Origin of the sequence: Actinomadura sp. NBRC 104412 (assembly GCF_030269515.1) — a bacterium.
Lineage (GTDB): Bacteria > Actinomycetota > Actinomycetes > Streptosporangiales > Streptosporangiaceae > Spirillospora.
Window position 1 is genome coordinate 20,821 of record NZ_BSTM01000005.1, and the last position, 19,440, is coordinate 40,260.

At 73.1% G+C, this 19,440-nt stretch carries 20 protein-coding genes and 1 pseudogene; 10 read left to right on the forward strand and 11 right to left on the reverse strand.

Annotated features, from left to right (window positions below; all coding sequences use genetic code 11):
- The first annotated feature begins 22 nt into the window (after window positions 1-22).
- A complete protein-coding gene (locus tag QSK21_RS08100; protein WP_285694731.1) occupies window positions 23-622 on the forward strand; it encodes a hypothetical protein in 600 nt (199 codons plus the stop codon).
- Here QSK21_RS08100 and QSK21_RS08105 read toward each other — a convergent pair.
- Window positions 619-813: a hypothetical protein gene (locus tag QSK21_RS08105; protein WP_285694732.1), complete on the reverse strand. Its 195-nt coding sequence runs from the start codon at window positions 811-813 to the stop codon at window positions 619-621. The genes QSK21_RS08100 and QSK21_RS08105 overlap by 4 nt on opposite strands.
- A gap of 78 nt (window positions 814-891) precedes the next feature.
- Between QSK21_RS08105 and map the strand changes: the two genes are divergently transcribed.
- The 3 genes from map (at window position 892) to QSK21_RS08120 (ending at window position 3,607) form a co-directional block, all read left to right on the forward strand.
- A complete protein-coding gene (map, locus tag QSK21_RS08110) occupies window positions 892-1,743 on the forward strand; it encodes a type I methionyl aminopeptidase (protein ID WP_285694733.1) in 852 nt (283 codons plus the stop codon).
- 153 nt (window positions 1,744-1,896) lie between these two features.
- On the forward strand, window positions 1,897-2,523 hold the full coding sequence (locus QSK21_RS08115; RefSeq protein WP_285694734.1) for a helix-hairpin-helix domain-containing protein: 627 nt from the start codon (window positions 1,897-1,899) through the stop codon (window positions 2,521-2,523).
- Between the two features lie 58 nt (window positions 2,524-2,581).
- On the forward strand, window positions 2,582-3,607 hold the full coding sequence (locus QSK21_RS08120) for a DNA polymerase ligase N-terminal domain-containing protein (RefSeq protein ID WP_285694736.1): 1,026 nt from the start codon (window positions 2,582-2,584) through the stop codon (window positions 3,605-3,607).
- Window positions 3,608-3,617: 10 nt separating this feature from the next.
- Here the strand turns inward: QSK21_RS08120 and QSK21_RS08125 are convergent, their stop codons facing one another.
- Window positions 3,618-4,241: an NAD(P)-dependent oxidoreductase gene (locus tag QSK21_RS08125; RefSeq protein WP_285694738.1), complete on the reverse strand. Its 624-nt coding sequence runs from the start codon at window positions 4,239-4,241 to the stop codon at window positions 3,618-3,620.
- Window positions 4,242-4,445: 204 nt separating this feature from the next.
- Here QSK21_RS08125 and QSK21_RS08130 point away from each other — a divergent pair, with 204 nt between their 5' ends.
- Entirely contained in the window at window positions 4,446-5,162 is a 717-nt protein-coding gene (locus tag QSK21_RS08130; protein WP_285694739.1) for a metal-dependent hydrolase, read from the forward strand.
- Between the two features lie 87 nt (window positions 5,163-5,249).
- Here the strand turns inward: QSK21_RS08130 and QSK21_RS08135 are convergent, their stop codons facing one another.
- From QSK21_RS08135 to QSK21_RS08175, 9 genes and pseudogenes are all read right to left on the reverse strand, one after another.
- Window positions 5,250-6,191, reverse strand: coding sequence for an LLM class F420-dependent oxidoreductase (locus tag QSK21_RS08135; RefSeq protein WP_285694741.1), 942 nt, complete (start codon window positions 6,189-6,191; stop codon window positions 5,250-5,252).
- A gap of 22 nt (window positions 6,192-6,213) precedes the next feature.
- Window positions 6,214-6,876 carry a response regulator transcription factor gene (locus QSK21_RS08140; protein WP_285694742.1) on the reverse strand — a complete coding sequence of 221 codons (663 nt, stop codon included), beginning with the start codon at window positions 6,874-6,876 and terminating at the stop codon, window positions 6,214-6,216.
- Entirely contained in the window at window positions 6,873-8,126 is a 1,254-nt protein-coding gene (locus tag QSK21_RS08145) for a sensor histidine kinase (protein WP_285694744.1), read from the reverse strand. The genes QSK21_RS08140 and QSK21_RS08145 overlap by 4 nt, the downstream gene beginning before the upstream one ends.
- A gap of 86 nt (window positions 8,127-8,212) precedes the next feature.
- The gene (locus tag QSK21_RS08150) at window positions 8,213-10,312 is read right to left on the reverse strand and encodes a bifunctional copper resistance protein CopD/cytochrome c oxidase assembly protein (protein ID WP_352231262.1); all 2,100 of its coding nucleotides are present in this window, start codon (window positions 10,310-10,312) and stop codon (window positions 8,213-8,215) included.
- Window positions 10,305-10,520 (reverse strand): hypothetical protein, encoded by a 216-nt coding sequence (locus QSK21_RS08155; RefSeq protein ID WP_285694745.1) that lies wholly within the window; start codon window positions 10,518-10,520, stop codon window positions 10,305-10,307. Before QSK21_RS08155 ends, QSK21_RS08150 begins: the two co-directional genes overlap by 8 nt.
- A gap of 61 nt (window positions 10,521-10,581) precedes the next feature.
- Complete coding sequence (locus tag QSK21_RS08160) at window positions 10,582-12,246, reverse strand: AMP-binding protein (RefSeq protein WP_285694747.1); 1,665 nt, start codon at window positions 12,244-12,246, stop codon at window positions 10,582-10,584.
- Between the two features lie 48 nt (window positions 12,247-12,294).
- Window positions 12,295-13,341 carry a DUF5685 family protein gene (locus QSK21_RS08165; RefSeq protein ID WP_285694749.1) on the reverse strand — a complete coding sequence of 349 codons (1,047 nt, stop codon included), beginning with the start codon at window positions 13,339-13,341 and terminating at the stop codon, window positions 12,295-12,297.
- 18 nt (window positions 13,342-13,359) lie between these two features.
- The gene (locus QSK21_RS08170; RefSeq protein WP_285694750.1) at window positions 13,360-14,679 is read right to left on the reverse strand and encodes a tetratricopeptide repeat protein; all 1,320 of its coding nucleotides are present in this window, start codon (window positions 14,677-14,679) and stop codon (window positions 13,360-13,362) included.
- A gap of 106 nt (window positions 14,680-14,785) precedes the next feature.
- Window positions 14,786-15,088, reverse strand: a pseudogene (locus QSK21_RS08175) (PucR family transcriptional regulator); the annotation flags it as partial.
- Window positions 15,089-15,309: 221 nt separating this feature from the next.
- On the opposite strand from QSK21_RS08175, the gene uraH reads away from it, so the two are divergent.
- The 5 genes from uraH to QSK21_RS08200 all read left to right on the forward strand — a co-directional run bounded on the left by uraH (window position 15,310) and on the right by QSK21_RS08200 (window position 19,410).
- Window positions 15,310-15,693: a hydroxyisourate hydrolase gene (gene uraH / locus QSK21_RS08180; RefSeq protein ID WP_285694752.1), complete on the forward strand. Its 384-nt coding sequence runs from the start codon at window positions 15,310-15,312 to the stop codon at window positions 15,691-15,693.
- Between the two features lie 234 nt (window positions 15,694-15,927).
- Entirely contained in the window at window positions 15,928-17,133 is a 1,206-nt protein-coding gene (locus QSK21_RS08185) for a glycerate kinase (RefSeq protein ID WP_285694753.1), read from the forward strand.
- 145 nt (window positions 17,134-17,278) lie between these two features.
- Window positions 17,279-18,394: an alanine dehydrogenase gene (gene ald / locus QSK21_RS08190; RefSeq protein WP_285694754.1), complete on the forward strand. Its 1,116-nt coding sequence runs from the start codon at window positions 17,279-17,281 to the stop codon at window positions 18,392-18,394.
- Between the two features lie 40 nt (window positions 18,395-18,434).
- Window positions 18,435-19,043 carry a histidine phosphatase family protein gene (locus QSK21_RS08195; RefSeq protein ID WP_285694755.1) on the forward strand — a complete coding sequence of 203 codons (609 nt, stop codon included), beginning with the start codon at window positions 18,435-18,437 and terminating at the stop codon, window positions 19,041-19,043.
- A gap of 67 nt (window positions 19,044-19,110) precedes the next feature.
- Window positions 19,111-19,410: a metal-sensitive transcriptional regulator gene (locus QSK21_RS08200; RefSeq protein WP_285694756.1), complete on the forward strand. Its 300-nt coding sequence runs from the start codon at window positions 19,111-19,113 to the stop codon at window positions 19,408-19,410.
- Window positions 19,411-19,440 lie beyond the last annotated feature (30 nt).

Genomic DNA, 19,440 nt, shown 5'->3' on the forward strand with positions numbered 1-19,440 from the left:
CGGGTTCGTGCACCATGGTCGGGTGGACGCCGAGCAGGTCACGATGCTGCGGGAGGTGCTGGCCGCCACCGGCTGGCTTGAGCGCACCGGCGAGTTCGGACGGGCACTGCGCACCAGCGCGCGCACCCCGGGCGGGCTGCTGCTGGTGGGGACCCCGGCGGGCGACCCCTGGCACATGGCGGCGCATCTCGACGACGAGAGCAGGCTGAGCGGGCTGCCCGGCCTCTCCCCCACCCTGGTGCGCTGGTCGCCGCCGCCCGGCGCGCCGCCGCACCTCTCGATCGGGCTGGAACGGCTGGAGGCGGCACGGCGCGGCGAGACGCTGTTCGTGGTCGCCGAGGACGAGGCCCCCGAGCCGCTGCTGGAAAGGGTCGACGACGCGCGCCGCACCGGCGCGGTGATCCTCGCGATGGACGGCGGCGACCGTGAGCTGCGCGGCCTGGCGCACGAGGCGCTGACCGTGCCCCCGGACGAGCGGCTGGTCACCTTCGACGGCGCCCAGCATCTGGTGAGCGCCGCCGCCGGCGACCAGACGGGCGGCGGGCCGTCCACCTCCTCCAAGGGCCTGCGGCGCCGCCTGGCCCGCCTGCTGGACGCCGTCAGCGGCCCGACGACGGACTAGTCGTCGTCATCGTCCTGCGCCCGCCACGCCTCGTTGCGCCGGCGCGCCGTTTCCAACGCGTTGGCCGCCGCCGATTCCGAGTCATAAGGACCCATGCGGTCCTTGTTAGGGCACCCGGCGCCGTGCTCGACCTTCATGTGCTTCAGACAGAACCACCAATCACCGTCGTCCTTGCCCGGCATGCCCTTCATGACGCCTCCTCAACGCGGTACATAATCGCCGTCGCCTGGGGATTGGTGCCCGGGACCGGCTGACTACACTCCCTTTGCATGACGACCCAACTACTCCGGCCTGGCCGCGTCTCCCCTATGCGCAAGGTTCCCGCACATATCCCGCGTCCGGAGTACGTAGGGAAGAAGCGCCCCAAGACCGGTGAGCCCGATGTCAAGACGCCCGAGATCATCGAGAAGATGCGGGTGGCCGGGAGAATCGCCGCACAGGCGCTGGAAGAGGTCGGCAGGCACGTCCGTCCCGGCGTGACCACCGACGAGCTGGACGTCATCGGGCACGAGTTCCTGCTCGACCACGGCGCCTACCCGTCCACGCTGGGCTACCGGGGCTTTCCCAAATCGTTGTGCACCTCGATCAACGAGGTGATCTGCCATGGCATCCCGGACGACACGGTGCTGCGGGACGGCGACATCATCAACATCGACATCACCGCGTTCATCGACGGCGTGCACGGTGACACCGACGCCACATTCCTGTGCGGGGACGTGGACGAGGAGTCGCGGCTTCTGGTGGAGCGCACCCGCGAGGCGATGATGCGCGGCATCCGCGCGGTCGCCCCGGGCCGCGCGCTGAACGTGATCGGCCGCGTCATCGAGTCCTATGCCAAGCGGTTCGGTTACGGGGTGGTGCGCGACTTCACCGGGCACGGGATCGGCACCACGTTCCACTCGGGGCTGGTGGTGCCGCATTACGACGACCCGGCCGCGACGACGGTGATGCAGCCGGGCATGACGTTCACCATCGAGCCGATGCTCACCCTCGGCGTGCACGACTACGACATCTGGAAGGACGGCTGGACGGTCGTCACCAAGGATCGCAAGCGGACCGCGCAGTTCGAGCACACCGTGCTGGTGACGGAGGACGGCCACGAGATCCTGACTCTTCCCTGAACCTTCCCTGACCACGTTCACGGGTACAAAAAGGATCAAGAGCCCAACAAGACCCAGATCGGCTCGGGAGAGCGTGGAGAGCATCCGATGAGAGCTCCAGTGCCGTACGAACCACGGGTTCCGTCGGACAGCATGCCGCCGGGGCGTGCCGCGGTGAGCGTGACATGGGCGGCGCTGCCTTTCCTGACCCTGGGGTACGCCACCCCGTTCACCTTCGCGGCGGCGGCTCTGTGGCGGCGCAGCGCGCACCTGGCGGTCGCCTCGGTCGCCTACATCGGGGTGTTCCTGCTGATGCTGACCCTGCTGCCCGGCGTGAGCCGGGAGCCGGGCGGCACCCAGGGGGCCGTGGGCGTGCTGATGTTCCTGCTGGCCGTGGTGGGGTGCGGGCACGCGTTCCTGATCCGGCGCAAGGTGTTCGACCCCGACGGGCTGTCGGGCGTCGACAACGAGAAGGCGATCGAGCAGGTGCGGCGGCACCGGGCGCTGCGGCAGAAGGCGCGGGACCTGGCCGCGGAGGACCCGAAGCTGGCCAGGGAGCTGGGCATCGGCCGTCCCGACCTGCCCCGCCGGTACAACGACGGCGGCCTGGTGGACGTCAACCACGCGCCCGCCGAGGTGCTGACCCTGCTGCCGGGCGTGACGCCCGAGCTGGCCGTGAAGATCGAGCGGGTGCGGTCGGAGACGGGCGGGTTCATGTCCGCGGAGGAGCTCGCCGCGCTGGCGGGCCTGCCGCCCACGCTCACCTCCGAGCTGGCCGACTACGCCGTTTTCATCAAGTGACCCCCTCGTGCCGTCCCGCGCGGTGAGTCCGCCCGTACGGAAGGGGTAGGGAACGGGCGTGGCCGCCGAGAAGAAGACCAAGAAGGCCCGGAAGGGCGACGACCGGCTCGCCGCCTACCGGGGCAAGCGGGCCGCCGGCAAGACGCCCGAGCCCGTCCCGTCCGAGGGTCCCCTTCCCGAAGGGGACGACGACACCTTCGTGATCCAGGAGCACCACGCGCGCAGCCTGCACTGGGACCTGCGGCTGGAACGCGACGGGGTGCTGGTGTCGTGGGCGGTGCCCAAGGGGATCCCGGCCGATCCCAAGACCAACCACCTCGCGGTCCACACCGAGGACCATCCGCTGGAGTACGCCGCGTTCGAGGGCGAGATCCCTCAGGGCGAGTACGGCGCCGGGCGGACGATGATCTGGGACCGCGGGACGTACGAGACCGAGAAGTGGTCCGAACGCGAGGTGAAGGTGGTCTTCCACGGCTCGCGGGTCTCGGGACGGTACGTGCTGTTCCGCACCCGCGGCGACAACTGGATGATCCACCGCATGGACCCGCCCGCCGACCCGGACGCGGAACCGATGCCCGGCGTGGTGCGGCCGATGCTGCCGGAGAAGCGCGACCGGCTCCCCCGCGACCAGAAAAGCCACGCCTTCGAGTTCGCGTGGGACGGGCGGCGCCTGCTCGCGTACGTGGAGGGCGGCCGGACCCGGTTCACCGACGGGCGCGGCCGTGAGACCGGCGGCCCGGCCGGGCTCGGGTCCAGGCTCGGGCAGGCGCTGGGAGCGCGGCCCGCCGTCCTGGACGGGGAGCTCGCCACGGTCGAGGGGCGCGAGACATACCTGCTGTTCGACCTGCTCTACCTGGACGGGCGGTCGCTGCTCGACGAGCCGTACGAACGGCGCCGCGAACTGCTCGACGGCCTGGAGCTGAACGGCGCGCGCTGGCAGACGGCGCCGTGGTATCCGGGCGAGGCCGCCGCGGTACGGGAGGCGGCCCGCGACCAGGGGCTGCCCGGCATCCTCGCGAAGCGGCTCGACTCGCCCTACGAGCCCGGCACCCGTTCCCCGGCCTGGCGCCGCCTCCCGGCCTGACCCGGCGTCCTCAGTACGCGACGCTGATGCGGCGGCGGATGGCCTGGCCCTTCTCCAGCTCGTCCACGAGCGCGATCGCGTAGTCCTCGGCGCTGATGGAGCTGTTGCCCTCGGCGTCGGTCAGCAACTGGTCACCGCCGACCCGGAACGTGCCGGTGCGCTCCCCGGGCGCGATGATGGCGGCGGGCGAGACATAGGTCCAGTCGAGGTCGCCGGCCTCCTCGCGGATCAGCGCGAACTGGGCGATCCCGGCCGCCGCCTCGTTCCTGGCGGCCTCGGGGAACTTCGGGCTGTCGAACAGCCGGACGCCCGGCGCGACCTCCAGGCTGCTCGCACCGCCGACGATCAGCAGCCGCCGCACCCCGGCCGAACGCATCCCCTCCAGGATGCCGCGGGCGTACTCCAGCATCGGGGGCGTGGCGTCCGAGCCGTCACGTGGTGGGGCGACCGCGTCCACCACAGCGTCATGGCCGCGGACCGCGGCGGCGACCGACTCGGCGTCGCGCGCGTCCGCCGTCACGGTGCCGTCGCTGCCGCTGCGGGTGATGCCGGTGACCTCGTGGCCCCGCGACCTCGCCTCGGCGGCGATCCTGCTCCCGATCATTCCCGTGGCCCCGATCAGCGCGATCTTCATGCCGTGCCCCTTCGCGAATAGTTCAAGAGTCAATTATTGAAATATCACCCAATAGAACCATACGGCAACGAGGCCACTCCAAGAAGGACGAGCGGCCGCAACGGCGCGCCGCCCGGCCCACCGCACACCCACGGGCTACAGTCCCGCGAGGAGGACGTACCGGTTGAACCAGCCGGAACAACGGAATAGCAGGGAGAACGACACATGATGGGGCAGACGCACGCCCTCAGCGGCGCGCTCGTATGGCTGGGCGCCGTCCCCCTCCTCAGCCAGGAACGGCTCCTCGGCGACCACGCCATCTCCCTGACCCCCGCCCAGCTCATCGCGGGTGCCGTGGTCTGCGCCGGCGCCGCGCTCCTCCCCGACATCGACCACCACAACGGCCGGATCGCCAACACCTTCGGCCCCATCACCAAACGGCTGTGCAAATGGATCGGGAAGGCGTCCGGCGGTCACCGGCAGGCCACCCACTCGCTGGTGTTCGCCGTCCTCATGGGCCTGGCGATGGACCTTCTCGCCACCCACTTCCCCTACGGATGGTGGGCGGCCCTGTTCGTCATCGTCGGCTTCGGACTACGCGGAATCGGCCTCGACTTCGAAGGCAAGGAACCGCAATCCGCCCTCACCGACTGCGCGGTCGCCGCCGTCGCCGTCTGGCTCATGCACGACCTCGACATGAGCTTCGCCGGTTTCGCCGTCGGCCTCGGCTGCATGGCGCACGTCATCGGCGACTGCCTCACCCCACGCGGCTGCCCCGTCCTCTGGCCCATGAAATGGCGCGTCGAGATCCCCGTCGTCCCCCGCACCGACGGCAAGGTGGAACGCTGGGTGATCATGCCGATCCTCACCCTGGGCGTCGCGGTCCTGACCGTCCGCTCGATGCTGGGGGACATGGCGACGAACTGGCTGACACGCGGTTGAGCTCAAGGACCGCAGAGCGCAGCTCGTGCCCGTCCGCACCGGTCGGCGCTGGCCCCGAGTGATCGGTATCTGGTCTTGATGCCTCTCCTACCGGCTCTTGAGGTGTTCGATGACAGGGCCGAACGCCTCCATGAAGGGTGAGTGGACGGTGATGTAGGAGAAGCCGTAGCGCTCCAGTCCTGCGCGGAGTTGCTCCGCCATCTGCTCGACGGTGCCGATCAGCAGGAACGGGCAGTCGAGGATCTCGTCCACCGTCAGGTGGGGTTGCCGTGTGGCCAGTTCCTCCGCGGCGGCGCGGCGGTCGCCGGTGACCATGACGAGCTGCACCAGCAGGTTGAGCTCCAGGTCGCCGAACCGGTCACCGGCCCGTTCCCCGACGAAGCGGATCCGCTCGTCGGCCTCTTCGGCCTTGCCGAGCCGGAAGGTCCCGGGCGGCTCGTCCCTGACCTGGTACGTGCCCGCGATGCCGATGATGTCGGCGTGCCGGGCGGCGACCGAGAGCACGCCGTCGCCGGTGCCGCCGATCAGCAGCGGCGGCCCGTGCCCGCCGAACCCGTGCCGCTGGACGGGCCTCAGCTCGGCGAGGCCGTAGTGCTCCTTGACCGCGGCGCCCTCCGGGTAGCCGGGGCCGCCGAAGATCGCGCTCAGCTCCTCGACCGTCCGGGAGAGCCGCTCGGCGCGGGCGGCGAACGGCTCCCAGGGGATCCCGGCCGCGTCGAACTCCCATTTCATGTGGCCCGCGCCCAGGCCGAGCTCGACACGCCCGCCGGTGAGCACGTCCGCCGTGGCGACCTCGCGGGCCAGCAGATGCGGGTTCCAGAAGCCGTTGTTGAGGACGAACGTGCCCACGCGCAGCCGTTCGGTCGCCTCCGCCGCGGCGACCATGGCGGGGAACGGGGCGGGCGCGCCGAGATGGTCGGGGACGAGCGCCACGTCGTACCCGAGGTCCTCGCCGCGCCGGCACCGGGCCAGGAACTCCGCCCGCGCGCCCAGGTCGAGGAAGTTGAAACCGAAGCGGAAGGGAGCCATGCGGCCGATCATAGGCGGCCCGTCACGACGGGACGATGTAGCCGGTTTCGTAGGCCAGGATCACCGCCTGGGTGCGGTCACGGGCGTTCAGCTTGGCCAGGACGTTGCCGACATGGGTCTTGACGGTCTGCGGGCTGACGAACAGCTCGGCGGCGATCTCGGCGTTGGAGTGGCCCCGCGCCATCAGCCGCAGCACGTCGCCCTCCCGCTCGGTGAGCCGCTCGTGCCAGCGGGCGCCCGCGCCGTCGCCCCCGCCGGTGCCGTGCCGGGCGGCCAGGGCACGGATCGCGGCCGGGAACAGCAGGGTGTCGCCGTGCGCCACCATCCGGATGGCCTGGAGGATCTCCTCCGGCCTCGTGCGCTTGAGCAGGAACCCGTGCGCCCCCGCCTTCAGCGCGTCGTAGACGTACTCGTCGTTCTCGAACGTGGTCACCACGATGATCTTGGGCGGGTCGGGGACCGTCTCCAGGATGCGCCGGGTGGCCTGGATGCCGTCCAGCCGGGGCATCCGCACGTCCATGAGGATCACGTCGGGGCGCAGCCTGGCGACCTGGCCGGGCACCTCGGCGCCGTCGCCGGCCTCGCCGACCACCTCCAGGTCGGGCTCGGCCGCGATGATCGCGGCGAGGCCGGCGCGGATCAGCCGCTCGTCGTCCACCAGCAGCACGCCGGTCGCGCCGGTCATGGGCGCATCCCGAGCGGCAGGGTGACCTCCAGGCGCCAGCGGCCCGCCCCGTCCGGGCCCGCGTCCATCACTCCGCCGAGCACGGTCACGCGCTCGCGGACGCCGCGCAGGCCCCGGCCTCCGCCGGTACGTCCGGCCCGGTCGCCCGCCGATCCCAGCGGGTTGCTCATCTCCACCTCCAGGCGGTCGCCGCGCACTCCGATCCAGAGCCGCACCGGCACCCGGCCGGCATGCCGCAGCGCGTTGGTCAGTCCCTCTTGGACGATCCGGTACGCCTCGCGGGACACGGCGGCGGGCACCTCGTCCACTTCCGGGCCCACCTTCGAGTCCAGTTCGATCCCGGCGATCCTCGTGCGTTCCAGCAGCCGGTCCAGGTCCTTGAGGGTGGACTGGGGCGCGGTGCGCGAGGCGTCCTCGCGCAGCAGCCCCAGCACGTGGTCGAGGTCGCGCAGGGCCGACCGCGCCGACTCCTCGATGGCGCCCAGCGCCTCCCGGGCGAAGACCGGGTCGTGGTCGAGGACGCGCCTGGCCGCGCCCGCCTGTAGCGTGACGACGCTCAGCGCGTGACCGACCGAGTCGTGCAGCTCGCGGGCCAGCCGGTTGCGTTCGGCCAGCCGGACGGCCCGCTGTTCGAGCTCGGCCACCCGGTCGGCCGCCGACGGGCCCAGGAGGCGGGGGGCCAGGCGGGACAGCACCGTTCCCGAGACCATGATCACGGCGAGCATGGCGGCCAGCGTCGCCACCCCCGCGAACGGCAGCGGCCACTTCGGGAAGATGTCCGGCGCACCCGACTTGCTCAGGAAGTCGTCGTCCCAGCGCACCACCGGCGCCAGGATCAGCACCGCGGCGAACGGGGGCACCAGCAGGCTCAGGCCGCTGACCACCACCCCCGCGTGCAGGTGCAGCGTGAACCACAGCCCCGTGCGGGCCCGGTCCTCCCAGGTCCTGGACGGACCGGTGGCAAGGCCGGTGATGGGGCCGCCGAGCAGTTCCTTGGCCGCCGCGCCCTCCAGCAGCCTGACCGCGGGGACGAGCCCGGTGACGAACGTGCCCAGCGGCGGCAGCAGGAAGCACAGCGCCACCGTGAAGGTCGCGCCGAGCCGCAGGGCGGGCACCGCCGCCATCGACACGAACCAGTACGGCATGAGCAGGGCGCCGCCCCCGACGAGGTACGACCAGCGCCGCCAGAACGCCCGTCCCGCCACTGGCCGGACGGGCCGCAGCGCCGTCCGGAAGGCCCTTCGCAACACGCCTCGATGGTGACAGACCAGCGCGCCGGTGGCCTCCTCCTGCGGGAGGCGTCCGCTCCCCCGCGCGGGTGAACCTTCCGCCGGGGTCAGCCCTTGCGGGAACGCTCGTGGCGTTCGGCCAGCTTGGCGAGGTGGGCGTTGTAGGCGGCCAGCTCGTCGTCCTCCGCGGGCGGGGCGGGGTCCCCACCCTCCCCCGCCGCCGCCGTCCTGCGCTCCTCGGCACGGTCGGCCTTGCGGTCCAGGCGCCGGGCCTGCCGCTGGTCGTCGAAGTACCACTGGAACGCCAGCGCGATCAGCACGATGAAGGTGGGGATCTCCCCGAAGCCCCAGGCGATCGCGCCGCCGGTGTGCTGGTCGCTGAGCAGCGAGGCGCCCCACGGCGGGTCGACGGCGGTGTACCAGCCGCGGGCCAGCGGCCGCGCCAGGTTCATCAGGGCGATGCCGAAGAACGCGTGGAACGGCATCGTCACGAACAGCAGCAGGATCCGTCCCGGGTACGGCAGTGTGCGCGGCGCCGGGTCGACGCCGATCAGCACCCAGAAGAACAGCGAGCCCGCCAGCAGGAAGTGGATCGTCATCGCGATGTGCCCGAGGTGGTTGCGCATCGCGGACTCGAACAGCGGGGTGAAGTACAGCGCGAACGTGCCCGCCACGAAGATCACCGTGGCCACCGCCGGGTGCGCCAGGACCGCGACGGCGCGGCTGTGCAGGACCGCCACCAGCCATTCGCGGGGGCCCCGGTCGCCGCGGATCGCGGCCGGCTTCAGCGCGCGCAGGGCGAGCGTGACCGGCGCGCCCAGCACCAGCAGGATCGGGGTGAGCATGTTCAGCACCATGTGCTGGGCCATGTGGACACTGAACAGGATCGGGGCGTACTTGGCGATCCCGGTCTGCGTGCTGATCACGATCGTGGCCAGGCCGAGCAGCCACGCGGCGGTGCGGCCGGGCGACCAGCGGTCGCCGCGGCGGCGCAGCCGCGCCACCCCGGCCAGGTAGAGCCCGCCGAGCACCGCGACCAGCACGGCGAAGAAGAAGTCGAACTGCCAGAGCGTGGCCAGCCGGCCCGGCGTGATCGCGGGCGGCATGTCGTAGCCGAGCAGCGCCTTGACGGCCGACTCCGCCCCGGCGGGAGGCGGCGGCGCGGTGCGGGCCAGCGCCACCGCGAGGCCCATGGTGGCGCCCATGATCGCGATCTCCACGGTGGCCAGCCGGGTGAACGCGCCGGGACGGCGGTCGGCCAGCGCGGGCAGCGTCCTGCCGCGGTGCCACCAGCCGAACCAGCCCAGCCCCGCGAACAGCAGCATCTTGCCCAGGGCCAGCCGCCCGTAGTCAGTGGTCAGCAGCTCCGCCGGGTCGGGCAGCCGGGCCAGCACGTTGACCAGGCCGCTGAGCCCGACCGCGACGAAGCACCACAGCGCCATCCGGCTGAACCGGGCGGCGGCCACGTCCAGCCGTCCCCTGCGGGTCAGCGCGTGCGCCAGCACGGCGCACAGGCCGCCCACCCACAGGGCCACGGCCAGCACGTGCAGCGCCACGCCGGTGGTCGCGACCGTGTGGTTGGCGGCCGAGGCGGAGTGCCCGGTCAGCGGCGGCGGCAGCAGGGCGATCCCGGCCGTCAGCAGCAGCCCGAACGAGGCGGCCGGGGTGACGGTGGTGCGCGCCAGCAGCGCGACCACCACGGCCAGCAGCACCACGATCATCAGCGCCGTGCCCTGCGGCAGCCGCCCGACGTAGCCGCTCAGCTCGTTGCCGGTGAGGACCTGGCCGACCGGCAGGCCGAGCACGTCCGCGACCGTGAACACCAGGGTGGACGCGGCGGCGGTGCCCCAGGCGGCGGCGGCCCAGGACGCCGCCCGCAGGTAGCCGATCGCGTCGTCCCCCAGCCGGGGCGTGTCCCGGCTGGAACCGGTCCCGCCGCCCTCCAGGGGCAGCAGGACGGTCGCGGCCAGCAGCAGCCCGACCGTCGCCGTGGCGGCGAGGTCCATCGCCAGGCGCGACACCGGCAGCCCCCAGCGGGTGACGGTGCCCGCGTCGCCGAGACCGGGGATGACCTGCTCGGCCACCGCGCCGCCGAGCACCAGCCCGGCGACCAGGACCGCGACGGACGCGGCCAGCGCGACCATCGCGGCGCGCACGACGTCCAGGGCGCCGCCACCGGCGGTCTTGGCAGGCACCGCCTTACTCACGGTCGCTCCTCCCCTTCGCCGCTCCGCCGCCGGGCCGGTTCCCCGGCATCGGGTTGGCGCGCTTGGCCCTGACCACGATCAGCACCCCGATGCCGATACCGATCAGCAACCCCACAGCGATCATGAGCCAGGGCGTGCCGCCCGCCGAGCCCTCCCCCGCCTCGGCGGGGATGCGGGCGTGTACGGAAGCAGCGGTGAGGGTCATCATGGGAGGCCGGGTTCTCCAGTTCGGTACCGTTCGGCGGCGCTCCTACACTACTGGCCGTACCTCACAGGGCGGTCAGGACGTGTGACCTGCCGTTCGCCCGGAACTCCGCCGAGATCGCCTCGGCCCGCCCGGCGGTCAGCGGCTCGTACGCCAGGCCGCGACCGGGGCGCCACCACACCGCGCCGTCCCCGGAGACGTCCCAGCGGGCGCGGCGCAGCGGGCGCTTGTCGACCTTCCCGGTGGCGGTCAGCGGCATCGACTCCACGATCCGCACGAACCTGGGCGCCCATTTCGTCCCGAGGTCGCGGCGGCCCGCGAGGAACGCCGTGAACGCGTCCGGGTCGAACGGCCCGCCCAGCTCCAGCGCCGCCATCACCTGGTCGCCCGTGCGCGGGTCGGGGACGGGGTAGACCGCGCACATCACCACCGGCTCCCAGCAGGAGAGGATGCGCTCGACGGGGGCCGCGGCGAAGTTCTCGCTGTCGACGCGGAGCCGGTCGTTGCCGCGCCCGGCGAAGTAGAAGAACCCGTCGGCGTCCCGGTAGCCGAGGTCACCGCTCCAGTACTTGCCGTCGCGGACCCGCTCGGCGTCGGCCTCCGGGTTGTTGTAGTAGCCCTCGAACGCCGCCGCGACGTTGAGACCGACGATCTCCCCGATCGCCTCGCCGGGGTTGAGCAGGCCGCCGTCCGGGCCGAACCGGGCGGGCGGGCACTCCCGTCCCGTGGCCGGGTCGAGGACGGCCACCTCCATGCCCTGCGGCGGGACCCCGAGGGCGTCGGGCGGCGTGTCCGGGGTCTTCTGGATGCTGATCGCGCCCTCGCTGGACCCGTACCCCTCGATGATCCGGCACCCGAACCGGGCGCTGAAGCGGGCCATGTCCTGGGCGGACGCCTCCGTCCCGAACAGCGCGCACAGGGGGTTGTCGGCGTCGTCGGGCCGTTCCGGCGTGGCCAGGATATAGGCGAGGGCCCGCCCGACGTAGTTGAAGTAGGTGACCCCGTACCGGCGCACGTCCGGCAGGAAGCCGGACGCGGAGAACTTGCGGCGCATCGCGACGGTGGCGCCAGCGTGCACGGCCATCGCCAGGTTGGCCATGAGCGCGTTGCCGTGGAACAGCGGCATCGCGATGTAGGTGACCGAGTCGCGGGTGATGCTCATCCGCTCGGCGTTCCGCGCGATGGCGGCGAGCCTGCCCTGGCCGCATGCCACCGCCTTGGGCGCGCCGGTCGAGCCGGAGGTGAACAGCAGGAGCAGCCGGTCCCCCGGCGCGACCCGCGCCGGTTCCGCCGGTTCGCCGGGCAGGCGCGCGGCGTACGCCTCGGAGTCCACCCGCAGGACGCGATCGTCCGGAACGCCGGTGTCGAGCCCGTCCAGCAGGGCGGCGTGCGCCGAGTCGGTGACGATCAGGTCGCAGTCGGTGTGCCGGATGTCGGCGGCCAGCTCGTCCCCCCGCCGGGTCGGGTTGACGCCCACGACGGTCGCCCCGGCCAGTGCCGCCCCGCCGATCCAGAACACGTACTCCGGGACGTTCTCCAGCAGCACGCCGACGTGCCAGGGACGGCCCGGTGCACCGGGCGGAGGCCCGAAGGAGGCGAGCAGCCCGGCGCGCCCGCGGGCCTCCAGCACGACCTCGGCCCAGGTGTAGGACGCGTCCTCGAACAGCAGTCCCGGATGGTCGTCGCCGGCCCGGTCCAGCAGCATCTCCGCGAAGGTCCCGTTCGCCACGCCGCGAGCGTGACACCAAGCGCACGCTTGGTCAAGGGTCCGTGTCCGTCAGCAGCTGCAATCGCAGCAGTCGCAGCAGTTGCAGTCGCAGTCGCCGTGCCGCGTGCACCAGCAGCGATCGCCGCAGCCCTTGCCGTGGTGCTCGCTCCACTCCGGCTGGTAGAGACCGCAGGTGACGCAGACCAGCGACCCGGTGAGGCACGGGATCGGGAAACCCGGCCGCGGCGGCCGGGCGGAGGGCGCCCGGGCCGCGAAGGCCCGGTCGACGGAGCGGCCCACCTCACGGTCGAGCAGCGCCCGCACCAGCCGTGGCCGCTCCAGGTCGAGATCGGCCAGCGCCAGCCGCAGCCCGTGCAGCGCGTCGTCGCAGTACCTGCGGGCCTCGGCCCGGGTGGTGCCCGTCGCGAGCAGCGGGTTGTACGCCCCCGCGCGCCGGTCGTCCTCGACGTCCTCGACCGCGTCGATCAGGTGCGCCAGGCGCCCGAAGAAACGGCCCGCCTCGGCCAGCGCCTCGGCGTTGGACTCCTTCCCCGCCAGCACGGCCGTGTGGGCGAACGCCGCGGCCACGGCGGTCTCCGTCGGCTCGGTCAGCTCCAGCAGGCCCAGGCCCCCGGCGGCCTCCAGCTCGCCCTGGCGGATGACGGCGTCGCTCAGCACGGACGGGTCGAACCCCACCTCGGCGCTCGTCGCGCGTCCCGCCGCGTCCCACCGGCCGGCCATCCGGCCCGCCGCCGCCGCGACCAGCCGCCTGCGGTACGGGCCGTCGCCGTCGGCGATGTGATCGCGGGTCTTGCCCGCGGCCAGCAGCAGCGAGGTGGCCGCCGCGAGCCGCGCGCCCCGCGCCCGCGTCTCCACCACCTCGGCGGCCCTCATCCCGCGCAGCGCGCACGGGCCCGCCTTACGGCGCGGCGACAACTCCGGCGCCTGCGCCTCCACCAGCACCGAGATCAGCAGCCCGTCGTAGTTGGTGACCAGCCGGGCGGCCTGCCCGTGCCGGTCGCGCAACGTCAGGCACAACCCGCACAGGTGCGCCATCCAGTCCTCGAACAGGTGCCGGCACAGGCCGTGCCGGCACGGTCGTACCACCCCGAACATCGCGTCACCCCCTGCCGATCACACGCCCGCGCAGGTGAGGGCCCGGCGGTAGGCGTCCAGACGCGGGCCTTCGGGCGCGCCGGTCTCGGCGAGCAGCTCGGCCAGGTCGAACCAGGTCTGCGCGGCCTCGCGGGACGACTCCATCTGCTCCAGGTGGGTCGCGGCGCGGGTGAGCACCTCGATCGCGCGTTCCCGGCGGCCCTGCCGCGCGCACGCCTCACCCAACACGGTCAGCGCCCGCGCCGTGACCCGCCGCGGCGCGTCCCCCAGCAGGTCGAGGGCCTGCTCGGCCAGCGTCACCGCCTCGGCCGGGCGGTCCAGCGCCGTCTCGGCCCTGGCCAGCTCGGTCAGGCACCGGGCCACATCGATCTCCCCGGCGGAGCTGGCGTTGATCTCGCCGCGCACCTGCGCCAGGATCTCGCGGGCGCGGGCGGCCTCGCCGGGGCGGGCGCGCAGCAGCAGCCCCGCGTACATCACGCGCAACCGGGCCAGGTCGCGCGGGTCGTCGCTCAGACCGCCCCGGGACCCGGCCTCGTGCGCCAGCATCAGGGCGCGCTCGGCCAGCGCGACGCCGTCCTCGTACTCCCCGCGGATCTCCGCGACCGAGGCGGCCTCCCAGTACGCGGCCATCCGGGCGCGCGGGCTGCCGATCCGCTCCGCCCGTTCCACGAGCTGCTCCACGAGCTGCCGGGCCCGGACCAGGTCGCCGCGCTCGATGAACGCGGCCAGCAGCGCGGCGCCCAGGTGGACGGCGGCGTCGGTGGAGTCGGCCCCGATGGCGATCAGATGCCGCAGCGCGTCCTCGGCGGCCTCCACCCCGGCGCTGATGTCACCGCGCTCGCGCAGGCACCGGCTGAGCGCGACGTGCACCTTCGCCCAGTGGTCCAGGTCCGCCTCCGCGGACGCCTCGGCGGTCAGCACGCGCAGCTCGGCGATCGCCTCCTCCAGCTCGCCGGACGCCTCCAGCGCCATCGCGTGCCCCCAGCGGGCCTGGTGCAGCATGTCGGGCAGCGCCACGGCGTCGGAGTTGGCCAGCACCTCGGCGAACCGCGCCCTGGCCTCCTGCGGCGCGCCGTTCTGCAGCGCGATCTCCGCGTAGTCGAGCGTCACCCGCAGCTCGTCCACCACGTCCTCGCTGACCCCGCTCACCAGGTAGGTGGGCGAGCAGTTCAGCTTGCCGGCGAGCAGATCGATCACGCTGGGCGCGGGCACCCGCTTGTCGCTCTCGATCAGCGAGATATAGCTGTCGGACAGCTCGGGGAACGCGAGCTGGGCCTGGCTGATGCCATGCCGGATCCGCAGCGCCCTGATGCGCTGCCCGAGAGACTCCCGATCCATCGTGTGACCACCCGCCTAGGAGGTTCCGCCCATACCGCATGAGTGTCGCGCATCGGGCCGCCGACGGCGCGTCCGCCCCCGCACGCCACGCGCGCACGGCGCCGTGTCAGCGGCGCGTCGCCCGCAGCGCGAGGAAGAAATCGACCCGATCTTCAAGTGTGCCGAGATCTCGGCCGGTTAGTTCCTCGATTCGGCGGATCCGGTACCGAAGAGTGTTCACATGGACGTGCAGCCGGCCGGCGGTGCGGTTCCAGGAACCCGAGCAGGCGAGGAACTCCTCCAAGGTGTGGAGCAGTTCCGCTTGCCGGACGTTGTCGTACTCCTCCAGGGGCCCCAGCAGCCGCGTGCGGAACGACCACCGCGTGCGCTCCGGCACGGACGCCAGCAGCAGCGCGTAGGAGTCGACGTCGCCGGGCGTCCCGGTGGGGGGCCAGGCTCCGCCCTTCGCTCCGGCTTCGTCGCTGGGGGCTCCCGCAGACTGTCGCATTCGCACCAAGGCAGGCTATAGCGGGCGGGGTCCGTCACGCAGCGCTCTCCCCAAGACTGCGGAGAGTTCACTCCGATCACTTGCCGGTCACACCGCGCCGCGCCGACGTGAACGGAGCGTCCCCGGACTGCTGTACTTGCGCCATGACCGCCTCCAGCCCAGCGGCCGGCCCGGCGCCCGGCGCCACGCCCGCCCGCGTGTCCACCCATGTCCTCGACACCCAGCGCGGCCGCCCGGCGGCGGGCGTACCGGTACGGCTGGACGCCTACATCGACGACACCTGGCGGCCGCTGGACGAGGGGGTGACCGACGAGGACGGCCGCTGGAGCGCGCAACCCGAGGCCGGGTCCGCGGGGCCGGGGACCTACCGGCTGCGGTTCGGCACCGGGCCCTACTTCGCCGGGCTGGGCGTGCCGACCTTCTACCCCGAAGTGAGCGTGATCTTCACGATCGCCGACCCCGCCGAACGCCACCACGTGCCGCTGCTGCTGAGCCCGTTCGGCTACTCCACGTACCGGGGCAGCTGACGGGCCGCGCCGCGACCCGCCCCCGGCGGCCCGTTTCGGGACCCGGCGAGCACGGGCAACTACCATCAGTGACGACTGTGCGACGCCCGTGTGACGCCCGGACGCTCCCCGCCGCCCGCCGACCCAGGCCAGGCTCCCGGTTCCGGGTGCTCCGAAGGGGTTTCCGGGTGTCAAATAGTGGCGTCATGGCGTAAGCAGAAGGTAGGGCTTTCCCCGGTTCCGAAAGGCGTGGCTGTGCCGTCCCCCGACTCTCCCCCCGACCGTCCGCCCGGCGGTCACGTCCTGCTCGCGCCGGACAGGTTCAAGGGGTCGCTCACCGCGCCCGAGGTCGCCCGCCATCTCGCGTCCGGGCTCCGCCGCGCACGGCCCGAGGTGCCGATCGTGGAGCTGCCGGTGGCCGACGGCGGCGACGGCACCGCCGAGGCCGCGATCGCCGCGGGCTGGCGGCGGGTCGAGGTGGAGGTGCGCGGCCCGACCGGCCGTCCCGTCACCGCCTCGCTCGCCCTGGACGGACGGGACGCGGTGGTCGAGGTCGCCGAGGCGTCGGGGCTGCGGCGGCTGCCCGGCGGCAAGCCGCGCCCGCTCTCCGCGACCAGCCTGGGCACCGGGCAGCTCCTGGCGCACGCGCTGCGGCTCGGGGCCCGCCGGATCGTGCTGGGCGTGGGCGGCGCCGCCTGCACCGACGGCGGCGCGGGCCTCGTCCAGGGGCTGGGCGGGCGGCTGCTGGACGCCCTCGGCAAGGACCTCCCCCCTGGCGGGGCGGCGCTGCGCTCCCTGCACCGCCTGGACCTGCGTGGCATGCCCGACCTGACCGGGGTACGGGTGATCGTCGCCGGCGAGCCCGAGGGGACGCTGCTGGGCCGCAACGGGTCCGCCGTCGGCCAGGCCCGGCGGCGAGGGGCCAGCCGGGAGGAGATCCGGCTGCTGGACGCGGGGCTGCGCCGCTGGGCGGACCTCGCGGAGGCCGCGTCCCGGACCAGCGCCCGCGACCTTCCGGGCGCGGGCGCCGCGGGCGGCGTGGGCTTCGCCGCGCTGACCTTCCTCGGCGCCACGCTGGAGCCCGGCATCGCGCTGATGCTCGACCTGCTCGGGTTCCCCGCCAAGGCGCGCGGCGCCCGGCTGGTGGTGACCGGCGAGGGCACCCTGGACGCCGCGTCGCTGCGCGGCAAGGCGCCCGTCGGGGTGGCCCGCGCGGCGGCCAGGGCCGGCGCCCCGGTGGTCGCCGCCGTGGGGCGGCGCGGCCTGACCGGGGAGCAGGCCAGGAAGGCGCGCTTCCAGGCGGTCTACGCCCTGACCGATATAGAACCGGACGCGGCGCGGTGCATGCGGCAGGCGGGGCCGCTACTGGAACAGCTCACCGTGGCGATCGCCGACGAGTGGCTGCCCCCTCCGCGACACGCCGCGCAGCCGCGTCCGGCGAACCCGGCGGGCCCCTCCTGACCCGCCCCTCCAGGTGGTTTACATCCTGTCAACACCGCGAAACATTTATTTACATCGTGCTGATGGCGCGAGGATTGCGTCCCCTTCACGCTGGAAACGAGTCCCTGGGTCAACGGAGACCTGGGCCGCAGGTCGGGAGGCAGCGATGAAGGTCGGCGTACCGCGCGAGATCAAGAACCACGAGTACCGGGTGGCGATCACGCCCGCGGGGGTGCACGAGCTGGCCCGCCGCGGACACGAGGTGTTCGTCGAGCGCGGCGCCGGCAGCGGCTCGGCCATCCCCGACGACGACTACACCGCCGCCGGGGCCAAGATCCTGGACGGACCGGACGAGGTCTGGGCCGAGGGCGACCTCATCCTCAAGGTCAAGGAGCCGGTCCCCGCCGAGCACCACCGGATGCGGCGCGGCCAGATCCTGTTCACCTACCTGCACCTGGCCGCGTCCCGCGAATGCACCGAGGCGCTGCTGTCGGCCGGGGTGACCGCCATCGCCTACGAGACCGTCCAGGCCCCGGACGGCTCCCTGCCGCTGCTGGCCCCCATGTCGGAGGTGGCCGGGCGGCTGGCGCCGCAGGTCGGCGCCCACATGCTGATGCGCTCCAACGGCGGCCGCGGGGTGCTGCCCGGCGGCGTGCCCGGCGTGTCCCCCGCCCGCGTCGTCGTGATCGGCGGCGGGGTGTCCGGGGTGAACGCCGCCCAGATCGCGGCCGGCATGGGCGCCGAGGTGACCGTGCTCGACATCAACGTCGACAGGCTCCGCGCCATCGACGCCGTCTACCAGGGCCGCCTGCGGACCGTCGTGTCCACCGCCTACAGCGTCGAGCAGGAGGTGCGGTCCGCCGATCTGGTGATCGGCGCGGTGCTCATCCCCGGCGCCAAGGCGCCCAAGCTGGTGTCCAACGCGCTGGTGGCGTCGATGCGCCCCGGCTCCGTACTGGTCGACATCGCCATCGACCAGGGCGGCTGCTTCGAGGACTCCCACCCCACCACGCACGACTCCCCCACCTACCCCGTGCACGGATCGCACTTCTACTGCGTGGCGAACATGCCCGGATCGGTTCCCAACACCTCCACGCACGCCCTCACCAACGTCACGCTCCCGTACGCGGTCGCGATCGCCGACAAGGGCTGGCGGGACGCGCTCAAGGCCGACCAGGCCCTCGTCCACGGCCTCAACGTCCACGACGGCGCCCTCACCTACGACCATGTCGCCGAGGCGCACGGGCTGCCCCACGTCCCCGCGGAAACGGTGCTCGGCTAGCCTGCCGGGCGCCGAGCCCCCGGCTGCGTACAGTGGGCGCATGGGCGAAGTGATCATTCTGCGCCACGGCGAGACCGAGTGGAGCCGCGCCAAACGCCACACCGGCCGCACCGACCTGCCGCTCACCGCACACGGCGAGGAGCAGGCCAGGGCCGTCGCGCCGCTGCTGGACGGGCGCACCTTCGCCCGCGTCCTGTCCAGCCCCGCCGGCCGCGCCCGCCGCACCGCCGAACTCGCCGGCCTCGCCGTGGACGCCACCGACCCCGACCTGTGGGAATGGGACTACGGCGGCTACGAAGGCATCACCAGCGCGCGGATCCGCGAGGACCGCCCCGGCTGGTACCTGTGGGAGGACGGCGTGATCCCCGGCGACGCCGAACACCCCGGCGAGTCCGTCGAACACGTCGGCGAACGCGCCGACGCCGTGCTGCGCCGGATCCGGCCGCTGCTCCCCGACGGCGACGTGGCCCTGGTCGCGCACGGCCACCTGCTCCGCGTCCTCACCGCCCGCTGGCTGGGCCTCGAAGCCGCGGCCGGACGGCTGTTCAAACTGGAGACCGGCACCCTGTCCACACTCGGAACCGAGCACGACCGGCCCGTGATCACCTCGTGGAACGTCCCCCCGCCCGGACGGATACCATACCCCTAGGGGGTGCACCGCCCGGCCCCCGTCCCGTCCATGACGGCACCCCCCCGGACCGATTGCGAGGACGACGATGCCCACCAGCGACACCCCGACCCGCGGCTACACCGCCACCAAAGACCAGCTCCAAACCCGGCTGCGCCGCATCGAGGGACAGGTCCGCGGCATCGAGCGCATGGTCGAGGACGACCGCTACTGCATCGACGTCCTCACCCAGATCAGCGCCGTCCAAGCCGCCCTCGACAAGGTCGCCCTCGGCCTCCTCGACGGCCACGTCCGCCACTGCGTCGCCGAAGGCACCCAAGAAGGCAAGTCCGACGAGATGTCCACCGAACTCATGGCCGCAGTGGGCCGCCTCATGCGCAGGGGGTAGTGTTTATTTGCAAGCACGAGCTGCGCTCGT